Genomic DNA, 16,797 nt, shown 5'->3' with positions numbered 1-16,797 from the left:
AACACACAAATAGAGTTAATAACCGATGGACTAAAAGCGTACGAGATAGCAGTGAAACTAAATTTTGATAATGTTGAGCACAGAGAAGTAAGACTAGGTAAAAACAACGAATGTGAATCGAAATTTTCGTTATTTAAGATGTTTGTTAGAGCGAAAAGGAGCTTCAAGAAATTTAGCAACATACGGTACTATGTAAATGGTTTTTGTGTAGTAAGGAACCTATGCAAGTTATATGAGAACGAAAATGAGATGATTACAGCTTTAGCTTCCATCATCACTACTAGTTAACAGCATCTTTTTGAATTTGAGTTTTATTATTTTTGAGATTCTCTTTCTTTTAGTTTTTTGACAATAAACGATGCTACATGGATACCTTTCGTCCCTCTGCCAAAACCTGCGTCTACTCCATTTTCTATTGCCATGTCGTTATTTATCTGTGTTCCTCCGACTATGATGAGTACTTTATCCCTTATTCCTTTTTCTATCGCCAGTTCGTTTAATCTTCTCATATTTTTGATGTGCACATCGTTATGTGTAATTATCATCGATGCCAAAATAGCGTCTGCTCCGGTTTCTATGGCAGCATCAATTAATTTTTCTGGTGGCACGCTTGTACCGAGGTAAACATATTTTATACCATACTTTTCTATACCACCGTGTTTTATGTCAAGTACTTCCCTTAAGCCAACTGAATGCTCGTCTTCACCAACAGTGGCAGCTACAACTTTAATTGGGCGTTTTTCGACGAAGCTGAAAAGTTCTTCTTCAGGTAAAGTTTCTGGTTTCTTAGGAAGTTCAAGTTCATCGATTTTAATTTCAAATGGCACTTTTGCTTTTACTTCAACGTATGTACCTTCAGATGGGTGAAGTACTGTCTTAGCTATAATTGTTGGTTCCTCAAGACCAAGTTTTTCACATACGGCAAGTGCCGCGGCTTCTGCGTATTCTTCGGGCAATGAGAAAGTCATATCTAGCTGTATCCAACCATCGGCAAACCATTCAACTTCAGGTTTTATCACGTTTCGTTTTTTCATATCTTTAATTTTTTCAAGTCTTAAATTAACGTTATCTGTTTCATCAAGCTCATCAATGAACTGTATTTTATCAGGATTATGGAACGTACATCCGTTAATTAAGTCGCATGGTTTTTCCAACCCTTCAGGTAAGTTATTGTAACCAAAGTGTTCACAAACTGGTGCCATGTAATCGTGGTCTCTTGGTACAACCGTACCGGCGGCTAATTCTCCATCTTTTTTTCTCGCTATTCCATCGCCGAATCTTTCTGGATAATATCCATTGTCAACGAACATTCCAGCTTCAAGAGCTTCGAAATAGCCTCCCATTTCGATTATCTCTTCGAGCATTAGTATAGCTCGCATTTTTAGTTCTCTAACTTTTTCCCTTATCGCTTCTTGGTCTATCTTTACGTATTTTTTAATTCCGTCCATTGCAAGCAATGTATGCTTTGCAGTTTCCACACCACGTATGGAATTTATATGCCATGGAACGTTTCTTCCTTCGTCTGGTGTAATTGTTGATTGTAAATCCGCGCTTGTTAGTCTTGAAAGTACTGCGTTGAGAACATGCGCTCTTGTTGCGTCGAATAAGTCAGATTCAATGTATCGTGTATTCATCTGCGCTCTAAATCTGTAGCCTTGGAAAAGTTCTCTAAGTGCGACAGCGTATGGTAAATCGATACGCATTTCTGGAAGTGGAGCAATTACTGGTGGGACTGTTGAAAGTGCGATGTTTTCTTTTGGCATACCAACTTTGACAGAATACATACAATTGATACCATGCTGGACCAGTAATTCTGGCATAACGGTCCATGCCAATTTTGCTGATGCATTGGCGTTATGTGCACCATCTATTTGGAGCATATTTGCCCATGCCATTATCTTTTTTGCAACTGCAGCATCTACAAATGACCTGACTGGATTGACACCCCTGTATAAGACATTGTACTGTGGGTCTTGGTGTGCGCCGTTAACTCCTTCTTCAGCGAATAAAACTGCAATTTCTGGACCTGCGACACCTGAAACATAGCTGTGGAAGTTTATTGGTCTTCCAACTTCTTCTTCGATTAAGTCGAGAGCCTTTCTTGTTGCTCTAACTTGTTTTCTTGTTATAGGGATTCCACCTACACCTTCTGGTGTCCCTTCTATAAGACCATCGAAGTGTGATTGACCAAGTGTGCGGATAACCATAATATGGTCAGCACCATGCCATGCCGCCATTCTCATACGCCTAATATCGTCTTCAAACCTTCCTGAAGCGATTTCGGAAGTTATAACAACATCTGGTTGAGGATCTATGTTGTTGAAATAGTGAGCAGCAGGTAGTGGTATGCTGTTTTTCAAAGGCTCACTTATTTGGTGATATTCGTATCTGTCTATTTTTGTACCCTCTGGCAGTTTTTTTCTCCAAGTCCAGCCCCTTCTCTTAGGCCTGTATTTATCTAAGTCTTTTAATATTTCTTCAACGTCAATTTGTTTTCTTGGGTCGAGTTTGTCCATTATTTGCTCACCGCCCCTTTGTTGATACCTTTGAATATTCTATCTACATCATCCCAATATTGACCATTAATCATTCTTCTACCAGCTTCTATATAATCGATGTTATGTTCCTTTGCAATTCGCCAAATGATATGGCCAGCACCTTTGCCAAGGAGCCCCCTTTCAAAAATCATATCAACGAGTTTCTTAGCTTCGATACTGTTAAATCCCATTCTCAAAAGTACTGACCTTTCAATCGATGGTGAAGTATGTGTTCTAGCGAGTTCAACTAATGGATCGACAATTTTTTCAACAAGACTCCAAAAATATGCGTTTAATTCTTCGTCTGTCATGTTTTGCAAGTGTTTTGACCTTTCTACAAAATCGTCCGGCCTTGGTTTCATCATAACACCTCCGAAATTTCTGAAATCCATTTTTTAATTTCTTCTTCAGTGGCTCTCAAATCTTCTTTGAGAAATTCCAATTCTTTTTCTGTAAATTGGTTCCTTCCTTCACGTTTTATAAGTTCTTTCAAGTAACTTTTTTTCATTTCTTCAACAGGATATTCTATGTATCCTATCTGAGATGGGTGTTCAGGTATTGCAATTACTTTACCTGGTTTATCCTCTTTTATTGGATCTCCTCTTTTCACTACCATTCCCATCTTCTTAGCGAAAGTTAATTGAGCAGACGGTAATTTTCCAGCACCTGTGTATTCTGTTTCGTTAACAACTATCGTTTGATCTTCATCCATCTCTAAAGCAAGAGCTATTGCCGCAGTTAAAGATGTATTACCTGCAGGCCCTCTTTGCAAACCTTCCAAGTTTGAAAGCATTTCTGTAACGTAAAATACTTCTCCCTGTGTGACTAGAACATATCTGTCCATATATCTGAGTGGTCTTGCAGCGTTTTTTGGAACATCGGATCTATCCGGGAATACAGCAAACGGTATACCAAAACCGGTATGACCAGTTGTGAAGTACTTCTTATTAAAATCATTATCACTTGCCATATGTAGACCTCTTAAATCAACACTTGCACCTATTATCTTCGTTTCAATTGCTCCAGCTTTTTTCAATCCTCTTGCAGTTCCAGTAATTAGCCCTCCGCCAGCGTGTGTAACTACGACTGCATCAGGAAATTTTCCAGTGAGTTCTTTCATCTGTTCCGCGATTTCGTATCCTAAAGTCTCTATCCCGGCTATTGCGTATGGTGAATAAAGTGATGCGTTAAAGTAACCTGTTTCTTCCAAAAGCTTTAATGTATAGTAAAAAAGTTCTGGACCGACAGTAAGCTGAACAACTTCGGCACCGTAAGCTTCACATGCTCTACCTTTCTCTAAAATTTCTGGTTGACCTCTCCAGTGGCTGTCGTAACATTCTTGTACAATAATGCATTTCAAACCTCTCTTAGCTGCCTGAGATGCGACTGCTGCACCGTAATTTCCACTTGTTGCCGCGATAACTCCTTTGTAACCCAACTTTTGTGCATGATAAACACTAACGGCTGCTCGCCTATCTTTGAAACTTCCCGAAGGATTTGTTGCTTCATCTTTCAAGAATATTCTTGCTCCTTTGCCTTTAGGAGCTAATTTTTTAATAAGCTTATTTATGTTTTTGAGTTCAACAAGTGGTGTATTTCCGACGCACGTTTCAGCTTGTATCTTTCTAACTTCTTCTACTGTATACCCTACTTCTTGCATCATGCGTTCATAATCAAATGCAAAATTTTGAATTATGAACTTTTCGTAATCTATGCCAACAGCTTTTTTCATTATTTCGGATCGACGAGCCATAACCGCGTTGTATGAATAATCTCTTGTTGGTGTCATTTTTGATCACCGCCATTTTGCTTACTATTTCCTTCAGGGGATTCTAAAATCTCTCTCAATTCTTTTCCAATGGTTATTAATTCTGGAATTGGCTCTCCAAAATCATGTTCGTATTTTGGATTAATTGCAACCAATCTCCCCGTGACTATTCGCCCAGTCATTGTTTGAATGCTTACGGTTGCGTCAAGTGAAGCTATTTCATTTATAAGGAAACCTTTTACGCGCATTTGAAGAGGAACTTTTTTTGTATCTTCAGGTACTTGTGGAGCTCTTTCTTCCGGCGATAAGATGGTCACTTCTATTTGGACCCAATCGCCTTTACGTGCAAGCATTTTAAAATACCACCTTTCATCTTTGATTTTAGTTAATCATCATTCCATTTGAGAAAGGATTGACCTTGGAACTGGCAAATCTGCCATACATTTAAGTCCGGGTTGCGCACCAATTACTATAGGTATCATGTTGGTTGCTATAGCTATAGTTGCCTTCCCACCAGGGATTTCGGGTTTTATCGAAAGGTTGATGTTTATATCTCCGTAAATCTCTATGTAATCACCTGTTTCGACACCTTCCAATTGTGGATGAATTTGTTGTGGGTGGTAAAGTTCTATAACACATTTATCGCCAACATATGCTTTTGCTGAGTGATTACATCCAGCAACCATACCAGGTTGCACCTTCACGACAGGTGTTTCTCTGTATACATTCGAAATTATTGGTTTTCTTTCTTCTTCGATTTTTGTTATGCTCCAGCCTAACGCTCTTGAAATCATAGCTATGCTTTGTGGAAAACCGATGTGTCCAACTATATTTCCTTTCTTTAAGCCTTCTTCAAATTGTTCAGGTGTTGTACCAACGCCCTGTGTTTCCATAACTGTTTTTCCAAATGGTGAAAGGTCATTTATTCTCTTTGCTATAATTTTATTGACTTTTGTGCATACACCAGTGAGAGATATTATAAGTGTGTCAAGAACAAAGCCTGGATTGACACCTGTTCCAAGTATAGTGACTCCGTATCTTTTTGCGAGACTGTCCATATAAAGCGATTCTTCGGGATATGAATCAAATGGAAACGCCATTTCTTCTGCAATAGTAATTACATTTGCATGATTCTTAACAGCGTACTCTATTTGTGGAAGTACATCTTTGACGAAAGAACTAGTTGCTACAACAACTAAATCTGGGTTTGTTTCTTCTATAACATCTATGGAATCTCTTACTCTTACGCCATATTTACCTAAACCGAGGAGTTCTCCAACATCTTTTCCTATGAACTCTGGATTTTTATCGATGACACCAACCAATTTCATAAACTTGCTTTCAATAACATTCTTTGCGATACCTCTACCCATCGCACCAAATCCCCAAGTAACTATACGCATTCTAAAACCTCCTTTTTTTTTACAATAATGCCTTCCCTATATAAATTTTAACTTTTATACATGTCTATTTCCAAATTTCCACCTTACAAGCAATTACAATATAATACGAATAGAGAGCATGTATCACTTTTATACTCTTTTTCCCACTTTTTTGCTTAAGTATACTCTCTTTAGTTAATTTTTTCTTTGCTCCTTTACCAGAAATAATGATTTTGATACAGTCTAAAAAAATATTTTTTGAAAAGAGGTGATTATCGATAACCATTTAAAATAGATGATAAACATAATAATTAATTTTAATGTAACAAACAATTTTCACTAATAGACCATTGAAAGTAACACAGCAAATGATATAATAAAGGCGAAAGAAGTTAAAAAATAAAATCGTGCAACTCAATTACACTTACAGGGAGGTTGGAGCTATGGCATCCAAAAAAGGTTTGACAGTAACACTTATAGTTATCGCTATTATCGTTGTAGCTATCATTTGGGCAGTAGCAGCAAACAAGAGTAAAGCAGCTGCAACAACAGAAGAAGCAACAACAACAGAAGAAGTAACAACAGAAGAAACAACAACAGAAGAAGTAACAACAGAAGAAACAACAACAGAAGAAATGCCAGCTGAAGAAGTAACAACAGAAGAAGAAACAACAACAGAAGAAATGCCAACAGAAGAAACAACAACAGAAGAAATGCCAACAGAAGAAACAACAACAGAAGAAGCAACAGAAGCAACATACTAATTTTTATTTGTTCATAACGGAAAAAATATGCGGGCGTTCAGCCCGCATTTTTTATTCTTGTCTTCCGAATCGTTTATAAATTTCTTCAATATTTCTTAAATAGTAATCTGGTTTGAATATTTCATCAATTTTGTCTGCTAACAATTTAGAAATGTTCTCATCTTTTTTCAACATTTCCTTGAAACTTTTACCTGTTTCCCAACATTCTAATGCATATTTTTGAACTATTGTATAGGCTTCTTCTCTACTCATTCCAACATCTACAAGCGCGAGCATTACTCTTTGTGAGTAAACTAAACCGTTGGTTATATCTATGTTTTTTACGATATTCTTGTCGAAAATTTTTATGTTTTCAATTATGTGTCTTGTTTTTTCTATCATATAATATATTGTCATAGTTGAATCTGGAAGTATGTATCTCTCAGCTGATGAATGAGAAATATCTCTTTCATGCCAAAGAGCCATATTTTCGAAACCAACCTGCGCATAACTTCTTATTAATCTTGCCATACCTGTTAGTCTTTCGCACAGAATTGGGTTTTTTTTATGTGGCATCGCCGATGATCCTCTTTGTCCTTCTTTGAATGGTTCCATTGCCTCAAGTACTTCAGTTTTCTGTAGATGCCTTATTTCTATCGCTATTCTCTCAATCAAACCTGCTAATACAGCAAATACAGAGAGCATGTGTGCTATATAATCTCTGGATATAACTTGTGTGGCTACTGGCGTAGGTTTTAAGCCAAGTTTTTGGAGTGCTATTTTTTCGATTTCAGGGTCTATATTCGCATAGTTTCCAACGGCACCGCTTAATTTTCCAACTGCTATTTCTTCTTTAACGTATTTTAGTCTTTCTATATTTCTTGTCAATTCAGCATACCAAGAAAGAAATTTTAAACCAAACGATGTCGGTTCTGCGTGTACTCCATGTGTTCTACCAATCGTTGGAAGTTTTTTGTACTCAATGGCCTTTTTATACAACGATTCGCCTAATTTTTCACAGGAATTTATAATTGTATCTAAACATCGAACTAACGCCAGTGAATTTGCTGTATCTACGATATCAGATGAAGTTAATCCATAGTGAAAATATCTTGCCTCATCACCCATATTTTTCGTAACAGACTTGATAAACGCTATAACATCATGGTCAACTATCTTTTCTGTTTCAAGAATATCGTCTACATCGATGGATGCACTTTCTCTTATCTTTTGAGCGGTACCTTTTGGAGCGATGTTTTTTTCTTCGTAAGCTTCCACAACAGCAAGCTCTACTTCTAACCATCTTTCGTACTGTGTCTTCAATGTCCATAAGCTTTTCAAAGGTTCAAGTGCGTATCTTTCTACCATTTCAACTACACCCCCCACTGTGGTGGATCAATTATCACCTCGTACCCACCATTTTTCTTTCCTCTAATTGCCACTAATTTCGCATTTTTTTCAAGTGTACCGTGGAAAAAACACATCCTTTGAACTATCAATTTGTGCTCTGATAGAATATTGATAACAGGCACAAGTAACTTAGGTGACATAACGAATACAAAAGTGCCTTTATTTCTAAGAAGGTATGATGATGATTTGATAAAGTCATTAATCAGTTCTAAGCCAGCACTTCGAGACATATTTCTAATTTTATCAGGACTCTTTTTACCAACATGAAAGGGGAAGTTTGAAACGACCATGTCAAAGCTTTCGGCTTTGAAATAATTTTCCACATCTCTAACATCACAGTGAAGGAATTTAACTTTATCTTCAAGATTATTTACATGGATACCTTCAATTGCCAATTCGTACAATTCATGTTGGATTTCTATTCCGGTTACATAAAGATTATACAGCTTGGCTAATGCAAATGCAACTATCCCTGTTCCGCTTCCCAATTCGATTACGTTTTTTATATCACTTGTTGGTTTTGAATACCAAACTAAAAAAGCCGACGCATGCGTCGGCTTATGTGAAGGTATATCGATTGTTTTAATATTTCTTAGAATTTCTGCTGAGAATTTTTCTGGTTGTTTAATGTTCATTTATTATCCACCCACAAAGTCAACTAATGATTTTTGGATAGCCATAGCGGCAGACTTAAGCGCAGCTTCAAGAACGGATTGTTGCATTGATAGATCTGTCAACACTTTTGTTAAATCAGCATCTTGTTCTTTGGAAAGATATTCGGTGTTAAACAATTTTAAATCCTCTATTCTTGATGAAACCATTTCCGCCATTCTTGATGTGGAACCGACGTTTGCGAAGTGTTCCATAACGGATTTTTCCAAAATATCTATTTCTTTCAGAGAAATATTTGAAAGCTTTTTTTCGTCACCTTCTTGCAAAGCTTGAATTGCATCATCGATTGTTGAAAAAACAGTCTTTCCATTATTCAATGTGAATACGTCGTATACAGTTACACCGTAAGTTATACTGTATCCTAACACGTTTGCTTTTCTTCGAACATTTGCTTCAATAGGTGTTACTATATTTCCATTTTCGTCTACAGGTTTTAACTCGGATCTTGCGCCGCCGAATATGAACTCATCACCAACACGTGTATTTGATACTTCTATCAAATGTTCTTTAATGGCTTTTAACTCAGCAGCAATTGCGTTTCTTTCATCTACTGTATTTGTCCCATTTGCACCTCTTACCATCAATTCACGAACACGGTGATATAAGTCTGACAATTCTTGTAGAGTGGTATCGTAAGATTGGACAAAGTTGTTTATATGATCGACATTCCTTTTGAATTGTTCAAGTTCTCTGAGCCTGCTTGATATATTTGAAGCTCGTGTTGCGATAACTGCGTCATCGCTTGGATATTGAACTTCTTTTCCGGAAGATAACTTATCATGCATCCGAGCAATTCTGTATAAACTTTGTTGTATATTAAAAAGCGATCTTTCATTAATCATATTGTTTGTTATACGCATTTGTGCCCCTCCTTTTTATTAATCTCTCGATTATCTTCCAACAAGTCCGAGTTTATCTATAACTCTTGATATCATGTCATCTACAGCTGTCATCACACGTGCCGCTGCGTTGAATGCTTGTTGGTATTTAATCATATTTGCCATTTCTTCATCGAGTGAAACCCCTTTAACGCGTTCCCGTTCTCCATCAATTTCTTTTTTCATCAAGTCTGTATTGCTCTTTATCTTCATAGCTGTTTCACTTTCAACACCCAGTTCTGCAACGACACTGCCAAGGTATTCGTTGAAAGATTCCAATCCGTCATTTAGTAATTTTTTGTTTCTTAACGCTGAGAGCATCTCAACTATCTTTGTGTTAGCTCTTCCAGAAGGTTTAAATACTTTCGCATCCCAATTTGGGTTCTCTTCTGTGTAACCTATATCAACAGCGATAGTTTCAGGGTTGCTTTGAATAGTTGAATTAACCTTTAATTTTTCGACAAATCTGTAAGGTTCCTTTGGTAATTGTTTGTCTATAAAGAGCGCGTCGGCTTTTATATACCTTATCCTTTGGTCTTCAGGTTTTTCGAAAGGATTCACGAACACAAATCCTTCATCCCAATCGTTTAGTGGATTACCGTCTGGATCAATAAAGCCAAGAGCTGTCCAAAGCGCTTCTGGACCTTGAATAACTTTTTTTAGTTCGAAGCCTAACGAACGTGAACCTCTTAAAACAAATTTACTGTGTGGCGTGACTTCAGCAATTATACCTGTATTTGCTTCATTTATTTTATCGGCAAGATCTCTTATAGTCATTTTTGTCGGATCGATTCTTATCTCAGTCGCACCTATTCTTATTGAGAAGGCTTCGCTTCTTTGAAGTATATTTTCAAGCGTTTCTTTGCCTGTATCGAGTGCTTTGTACGTTTCGATATGGAGATTTGATTGGGTGAACAATCCTCCGGAATCTGATATTTTTAAGTTCTTGATGTTAAATTCGTTGGATTTGGTTGGTAGTATAAGCAACTTATCTTCATGGACATAGGCGGTTATATGTGAACCAAAATGTGTATTTAATTGTGTGGCAAGGTCTTCAAGTGTAGTGCTATTTGTAATGTTAATTACTTCTTCTGTACCATTAATTGATACTTTGTACTGCCCAGGCATAACTTTAAAATCTCTTCTATCTATAGTAAACACATCAATATTTTTAGTTGCAAATCCCATTGTGTTGAACATATTACCATTGAAATCCAGTGCCAACGTGTTTCTTAAATTTTCAGATGATTCGAAATACAATCTATAACCACCGTCACCGTGCGCGCCGATTTTCAAATCGAACCATCTATCTGTGATTGTAGAGAGAGTGTTTTGGAAATCTTCAACATTATCGTATGGGTTAACGTTTGCAGAAAATACTTTGTCAGTACCGTTGAAAAATACAATTGCTCCCTTTTCTATGAATGGTTTTGTGGTTATATCGGAAATCTCTATTCTGTCGCTCATTCCGGATATCCTGTTTATCGGACCATTTTCAACGCGCTTCGCGCCGGCAAGCCTATAAAGAACTGAATCCTTAATTCTTTCCGCTTCAATGTCGTTAAAGAATTTTAAACCGGTAACACTTCCATCTCCATTGAAACCGTCTTGATGAATGAGATTGAACTCATCTGAAAGCGAAAGGGCAAATTCATCTAACCTATTCATGTACCTAACAAGTACTTCGTCTCTCAAGTCAAACAAACTTTTTAACTTTCCGTCGTTTATTGAGACTATAGAATTACCTGCAAATATTTCTTTGAATCCTTTTCCAAACGGTCTTTCAAGGGCTCTGAGATCAACAACATCCTGACCTGTTAGCACAATTTGATTTCCCAAACGTAAAGTGATTTGACCTGCTGCATCTTCGTAATAGTAAATATCAGCAAGGTCTGATAATTCATCTAATATCCTATCTCTTTCGTCAAGTAAATCATTCGGTGTATATTTAAGACTAACAGCAGTTCTTACTTTTGCATTTATATCGGCTAGTCTTTTGACCATTGCATTTATTTGTTGGGTTCTTTGTGCAATTTCATTGTCTATATCTGTTCTTAGCTGTTCAAGTCTTGTGTATAAGTCTTGCATATGCTGTACAAGTTCTTCGGTTCTGCTAACTAATCCTCTTTTGGCGGCAGTATTCGTTGGATCGGTTATAACCTCTTCGATACCTGACCAAAAAGAGTCAAATAAGTAACGTATACCAGCTTCTGATGGTTCTGCGAAGAGCTGTTCAACGAAATGAAGGTTTGAAGTGATTGTATCCCAGTAATTGTATTTGTTATTTGTTTGGCGGTACTGAATATCTAAGAACGCATCTCTTACTCTTTTGATATCTCTGACATATACTCCAGTTCCTATTTGAAGTGGTACTGCAGGTTGAGTAAGTGAGGTTATAGGGATTGGAGGCATTGTAAGTAATTCCGGTCTTTGCCTTGAAAAGCCTGGAGTATTCGCGTTAGCTATATTATGAGCAACGACATTCATCGCAAGTTTACTCGCGTAAACACCTAATAATCCAGTATTTAATGTTCCAAAGAGGCTAATATCTGGCATTTTCGCACCTCACTTACTTGCTCCAAGTTATATTTCTCACTTTAATTTATCGTATCTTGATTGACTTTCCATCTGAGTATAATTCTTAGCATAATTTTTCTCCTGAGAACTTTGCGAATTTTTCGAAAAATTGTAAGTTGGGGCTTGGACGCCCTTAATAAGATTGTTGAGAAGCCCAGCGTATTGATTTTCGAATTCAATAATCTGTCTTATTCCATCCATTACAATTGTCAATTCGTTGAGCTTCTCAACAATCTCTGCGGAAAGAAAAGCAATCTCCGGTTTTTCCGGAGTATCATCTTTTTCCAAGTATTCTCTTACAGTTTTGACTTTATACTCATTAAGTATCTTTTCTCTTTCTTCTTCAATTTTTAATAATTCTAAACTTTTTTCTTCTATTGTCACAGCATACTGTGAAATTTGTTCGAGGTTTTTTGATACCACAGAACCCTCAAGCCCTTTGAAAGCTTGAATCATTTCATCCAAAACTGTTATTTGCTTTTTGAGGTTTTCTTTAAGCAAAAATCATCCCTCCAAGATTTTTTTAGCTATCTTCTCCGCATCAACAACGAAAGTGCCATTCTCAATAGCCTGTTTTATCTGCTGAACAAGTTCGCTTCGAACTTCCGGGTAATTCTTTGCCATTTCAATATATTCTGCAACTTTTTTACCTTCTTCTATAACCAAAGAGTCCGATTTTTGAGTCTCCACTTTTGATTTTTCTACATTCTTCTCTTCCTTTCCTATTTTCTTCGTTTCTTGGATATTTTGATTTCCAAGCAATTGGTTGAGCTTATTGATTTTGTCTATCATACCTTTTCCTCCTTTCTGTTTTTTTCATACATAATTATCGTCTATTTTTTCGATTGCTAAAATTTAAAATAGTTGAATTAATAATGATATTTTTCATTTTTCAGTATTTTAAAAGCTCTAAAAGTTTGTTCCAAAAATAGAATCACGCACATTTCGTGCGTGAATGTCATTTTTGAGAGTGATATTTTTGCCAATGCATTTTCTCTAAGTGAATCGTCGATACCTAAAGGTCCACCTATCACAAAAACAATTTCTGACAATTTATTTATGGTATTTTCCAGAAATCTTGCGTACTCAATACTTGTTAATTCTTTCCCCCATAAATCGAGCAATATGAATTTTCTATCTTTCAATCTTTTTTTAATGTGTTCTGCCTCTTTTTTTAGAATAGTTTTTTCATCTTCCGTATTTAAATCTCCACCAAGCTCAACAAAATGAACACTAATTTTTGCAAAGCGATTTAATTTTTCAACATAGTAATCAAATGCTGGTTGCAAGTGTTTGGATAATTTGCCAGGAACAATTAATTCTATCTTCAATTTTTATCACCTTCATTTTTAACTAATTATTTATCCATTGACAGGTGTATAAAAGTAAACTCCTCCAATTTCTGTTATTTCACCGTTCGAAATTAATTTTTCCAAACATTTATTAAACAAGTTTTCATCATTTGAGAAAACAAGTTCCTTTATGTATTCTAATTCCTCTTTAAATATGAATGTTATAGCGAGAATTCTCTTTAGATAATAAGCGAAAGTTGAAAATTTAAGAGTTTCTAGATCCGTAACAATTTTTGAAGGAGTTGAATAAGATATGTAATCACTATCATCTATACCTTTAAGACAACCGCTTCTTTTAATTGCTTCAAGGTATGTTTTAAATTCTGAGGTTGGGATTTTAAATTCAGACTGTAATAATTGATTTAAGGCTTTTACTTTTCCTGAGTTAAACGCTTTGTATGTTTTTTCAATGAATTCAACAAGATGAGTATATACGATTGGGTACTTATCAAGTATTGTGGAAAAGAAACTTTTGTTTCTATTTATTTCAAAAGTTCTATCTTTTATATAGATAACATTGTCATGAATCAAAGAGTCAATTGCGGTTTTTACATCGCTAATGTCAAAATTATGTGATTGAGCAAATTCAAATAGGCTCTCTTCACGCAAGTTTTCAAATATTATAGCTTTTATCAAATCTATTTTTAAGTTTTTTAACCGTTCTGGTCTTTGGACTTTTCTTTCATATATTATTTCTCCAAGTTCATGTAATGAGTTTACGCCGTATTTATTGGGATTTATATTGAAAGAAGATAAAAACCTTGAAAGGTTTTCCAATGTGAAGTCTTTTCCGGACCTTTTTAGAAAAATCTCTAATTCTTCAGAAATCCTATCTATTGGATCGGCAAGTTTTTCGTTTTTTACGATATCTTCGTATGGTATAAATAAATCAACAGCTGATACTAACTCATAACTTGCTGACTTTGTCCGTGCCAATGCGATTACTTTTTTTCCATAAGATTTAAGCTTATACACCAAAGCGGTAAAATCCGCATCTCCTGTTACAAGAAAAAAGGTGTCTATTACGTTATTATGTAGAGCTATTTCAACGCAATCAACTGCAAGCCTTATATCGTTACCTTTCTTATTTGGCAAGAACTCTGCTTCAGGAATTTCTATTAATTCAATTCCGTAGTTGTATAATACAAACGAAGGCATCTTATGCTTAGACCATGAACCGTAAGCTTTTCCACCGACAATTCGACCGTATTTTTGGGCTTCGTTATAAACAAGTTGGACGTCTACGGGTTGATTTTGAAAGTCGAACATAATGAAGATATTATTCTCATGATTTTCATACTTCACCACCACATCCCCCCGTATCACACTCTTTTTTTTCAATTAAATCGTAAACTTCTTTACCTATTGGATTTTCGATACCGGCAAGATAATCTGCAAGATGCAAGTGAAGGCATTTCACATTTTTAAAATCTTTTATACCACCCGTTCCCACACTTTCAAGATGTTTTGCCCACTTTTTATCTTCTTCCATGAGTAAGTTAAGACGTTTTTGAATAACACTAAAATGGGCATTTTCATATGCCCTTGAAAACTCAGAATCTTCTTTTATTTTAATTTCAAATTTAGAGATATAGCCTTTTTCTTCAAGGCGCGAGACTTCTTTTACTAAATGTGGGCAAGTGAGGTAATGAATTGTTGGGAAAGGTGTACCATTTCTGATAGGATAGCTTAAAATAACAACCGGAAATCCGTAAGAACAGTACTTGCAAACGGCTATAACATTGTTAATTTCTCTTCCAAGTTGCTTTTGGATAACTTTTAAATCTTTATCACTAATGCGTTCCACTCGTCCATCACCATTTTTTCTATAACGTTATATTGGTCAAATAAATTCACTTTTGGTAAAATTATTCCAGAAAGAATCAATATACCGCCTTCCTTAAGGTAATTTCCTGCATTTTTCAACATTTCTACAAGTATTTCGGCGATTATATTAGATACAATTATATCGAATTTTCCGTCAACATTAGAAAATAGGTCAGAGAGCCTAACTTCTATGTCTACTTTATTTCTTTCTGCATTTTCCATCGCAACCTCGACAGCTAACGGGTCGTTGTCAACAGCTAAAACCCTATTTGCACCAAGTTTTTTTGCGAGTATGCCTAATATTCCGCTACCACAGCCAAGGTCTAGGACATCCATACCGGGTTTCAGGTATCTCTTTAAGTACATCGCTGACATTTTTGTCGTTTGGTGAAGACCTGTTCCAAATGCGAGTCCTTGAGGGATGCGCAGAACAATTTTATCTTTAAGATGAGATAAATCGTGTTCTAAAGGGTCAATCCAAACATCTTCAATCATCTCAAAAGGCTCTGTAATTATATTTTTCAACCAGTCTTCTGGTTTACTCTCACGTATACCAACAAAAGATAAACCAAGTTCTAGTAACTGATTTTTCAATGAACTTAAATCGTCCATATATGGTGAAACAACAGCGAGGAATTTTCCCTCGCTGCTATCTATTATGTAATAATCGTATTCTCCATAAAGTAAATCATCCACAATTTCTAACTGTTCATCCTTTATATTGAATACCCACTCTTTAAAACTTTTATTCAGATATAACCCTCCTCATAACATATATTGTTGTTCTTGGAAGATATGCGACAGGGTCATTTGTTTCTCCATATTTTCTAACTTCAAAGTGCAGATGTGGACCTGTTGATGTACCCGTGCTTCCAGACCTTGCAATGAAGTCGCCTTTCTCAACTTGTAATCCAACATAAACGTTTATCTTTGAAAGGTGCGCATAATACGTTTCAAAACTTCCATGATCAATTATTATTAGATTACCATAACCGCTCATCCAACCTGCATATTTTACAACGCCAGACCTTGAAGCAAAGACCGGAGTTCCAGTTGGTACGGAAATGTCTATTCCTGTATGGAAAAGGTTCTTACCGTATATTGGATGTATTCTCCAACCAAATTCTGAAGTTATTTTTCCATAAACGGGCCATATGAAATCAGATATTTGAGCAAAAGATGTATTTGTTTTCCCCAATGGCACAAAAACTTCTTTATTTGCTGATATTGTTGAGCCAATAGAAGGATTAACTGCAACTATCTCCTCAGGGTCAATGAAAAAATACTTAGCAAGTTCCGATAAACTGATACTCTTAGAACTTTTGAACATTATACCTGGGACAACAGGTACTTTAATTGAACTCCCAGCCTTTAAATTTGATGGCGCTAACCCTGTATTCCAATCAAGAAGTATAGGAATTGGTATACCAAACCCCTTTGAAATACTATAAAGAGTATCCCCCTTCTGAACTTGATAGTTTATGTAGAAAGGAAAGATTGTTGCTACTATTGATATCAGCGCTAAAACTACTATTTTTCGCATTTCTCCCACCCCTTAGTTTATTTGTTACAAAAAATCCTGTTATATTTTACCATAAAAATTTTCTTTGTCAAAATCAAGGCTTAATCTTGTAAAAAATGAAGAAAAGTT

General features: G+C 35.9%; 18 protein-coding genes. 2 read left to right on the top strand and 16 right to left on the bottom strand.

The window, feature by feature from the left end; genetic code table 11:
- The coding region (locus AS161_RS04310; RefSeq protein ID WP_164541900.1) for a DDE-type integrase/transposase/recombinase at positions 1-288 on the top strand (288 nt) is incomplete at its 5' end.
- Positions 289-314: 26 nt separating this feature from the next.
- Here the strand turns inward: AS161_RS04310 and oraE are convergent.
- Genes oraE through ord form a run of 5 tightly spaced genes read right to left on the bottom strand, consistent with a single transcriptional unit; the run spans position 315 to position 5,708 of the window.
- The gene (oraE, locus tag AS161_RS04305; protein WP_164541899.1) at positions 315-2,516 is read right to left on the bottom strand and encodes a D-ornithine 4,5-aminomutase subunit OraE; all 2,202 of its coding nucleotides are present in this window, start codon (positions 2,514-2,516) and stop codon (positions 315-317) included.
- Entirely contained in the window at positions 2,516-2,899 is a 384-nt protein-coding gene (locus AS161_RS04300) for an ornithine aminomutase subunit alpha (RefSeq protein WP_164541898.1), read from the bottom strand. Before AS161_RS04300 ends, oraE begins: the two co-directional genes overlap by 1 nt.
- Positions 2,899-4,326, bottom strand: a complete 1,428-nt coding sequence (ortB, locus tag AS161_RS04295; protein ID WP_164541897.1) for a 2-amino-4-oxopentanoate thiolase subunit OrtB — start codon at positions 4,324-4,326, stop codon at positions 2,899-2,901. The genes AS161_RS04300 and ortB overlap by 1 nt, the downstream gene beginning before the upstream one ends.
- The gene (gene ortA, locus AS161_RS04290; protein ID WP_011994771.1) at positions 4,323-4,658 is read right to left on the bottom strand and encodes a 2-amino-4-oxopentanoate thiolase subunit OrtA; all 336 of its coding nucleotides are present in this window, start codon (positions 4,656-4,658) and stop codon (positions 4,323-4,325) included. Before ortA ends, ortB begins: the two co-directional genes overlap by 4 nt.
- 39 nt (positions 4,659-4,697) lie before the next feature.
- Entirely contained in the window at positions 4,698-5,708 is a 1,011-nt protein-coding gene (ord, locus tag AS161_RS04285; protein ID WP_164541896.1) for a 2,4-diaminopentanoate dehydrogenase, read from the bottom strand.
- Between the two features lie 422 nt (positions 5,709-6,130).
- On the opposite strand from ord, the gene AS161_RS04280 reads away from it, so the two are divergent.
- Entirely contained in the window at positions 6,131-6,451 is a 321-nt protein-coding gene (locus AS161_RS04280) for a hypothetical protein (protein ID WP_164541895.1), read from the top strand.
- A gap of 51 nt (positions 6,452-6,502) precedes the next feature.
- On the opposite strand, the gene purB is transcribed toward AS161_RS04280, so the two are convergent.
- The 11 genes from purB to AS161_RS04225 form a co-directional block, all read right to left on the bottom strand.
- Positions 6,503-7,798, bottom strand: a complete 1,296-nt coding sequence (gene purB / locus AS161_RS04275) for an adenylosuccinate lyase (RefSeq protein ID WP_011994774.1) — start codon at positions 7,796-7,798, stop codon at positions 6,503-6,505.
- Positions 7,799-7,803: 5 nt separating this feature from the next.
- Complete coding sequence (locus AS161_RS04270) at positions 7,804-8,475, bottom strand: Rossmann-like fold-containing protein (protein ID WP_011994775.1); 672 nt, start codon at positions 8,473-8,475, stop codon at positions 7,804-7,806.
- A 3-nt stretch (positions 8,476-8,478) separates the two neighbouring features.
- Positions 8,479-9,372: a flagellar hook-associated protein FlgL gene (flgL, locus tag AS161_RS04265; RefSeq protein WP_011994776.1), complete on the bottom strand. Its 894-nt coding sequence runs from the start codon at positions 9,370-9,372 to the stop codon at positions 8,479-8,481.
- A gap of 30 nt (positions 9,373-9,402) precedes the next feature.
- A complete protein-coding gene (gene flgK / locus AS161_RS04260) occupies positions 9,403-11,946 on the bottom strand; it encodes a flagellar hook-associated protein FlgK (protein WP_164541894.1) in 2,544 nt (847 codons plus the stop codon).
- Positions 11,947-11,982: 36 nt separating this feature from the next.
- Complete coding sequence (locus AS161_RS04255) at positions 11,983-12,468, bottom strand: hypothetical protein (protein WP_011994778.1); 486 nt, start codon at positions 12,466-12,468, stop codon at positions 11,983-11,985.
- 3 nt (positions 12,469-12,471) lie between these two features.
- On the bottom strand, positions 12,472-12,759 hold the full coding sequence (gene flgM, locus AS161_RS04250) for a flagellar biosynthesis anti-sigma factor FlgM (protein WP_011994779.1): 288 nt from the start codon (positions 12,757-12,759) through the stop codon (positions 12,472-12,474).
- A 77-nt stretch (positions 12,760-12,836) separates the two neighbouring features.
- A complete protein-coding gene (locus tag AS161_RS04245) occupies positions 12,837-13,298 on the bottom strand; it encodes a 23S rRNA (pseudouridine(1915)-N(3))-methyltransferase RlmH (protein WP_011994780.1) in 462 nt (153 codons plus the stop codon).
- Between the two features lie 30 nt (positions 13,299-13,328).
- Positions 13,329-14,624, bottom strand: a complete 1,296-nt coding sequence (locus tag AS161_RS04240) for an NYN domain-containing protein (RefSeq protein ID WP_238374587.1) — start codon at positions 14,622-14,624, stop codon at positions 13,329-13,331.
- Positions 14,614-15,126, bottom strand: a complete 513-nt coding sequence (locus tag AS161_RS04235) for a DUF501 domain-containing protein (protein WP_011994782.1) — start codon at positions 15,124-15,126, stop codon at positions 14,614-14,616. The genes AS161_RS04240 and AS161_RS04235 overlap by 11 nt, the downstream gene beginning before the upstream one ends.
- Positions 15,099-15,842, bottom strand: coding sequence for a 50S ribosomal protein L11 methyltransferase (locus AS161_RS04230; RefSeq protein ID WP_241241331.1), 744 nt, complete (start codon positions 15,840-15,842; stop codon positions 15,099-15,101). The genes AS161_RS04235 and AS161_RS04230 overlap by 28 nt, the downstream gene beginning before the upstream one ends.
- A gap of 49 nt (positions 15,843-15,891) precedes the next feature.
- Positions 15,892-16,689 carry a M23 family metallopeptidase gene (locus tag AS161_RS04225; protein WP_164541893.1) on the bottom strand — a complete coding sequence of 266 codons (798 nt, stop codon included), beginning with the start codon at positions 16,687-16,689 and terminating at the stop codon, positions 15,892-15,894.
- Positions 16,690-16,797: the final 108 nt, after the last annotated feature.

It is taken from the genome of Fervidobacterium sp. 2310opik-2, from assembly GCF_011057735.1.
Classification (GTDB): domain Bacteria; phylum Thermotogota; class Thermotogae; order Thermotogales; family Fervidobacteriaceae; genus Fervidobacterium; species Fervidobacterium nodosum.
This window is presented reverse-complemented; position numbering and strand designations above follow the sequence as displayed.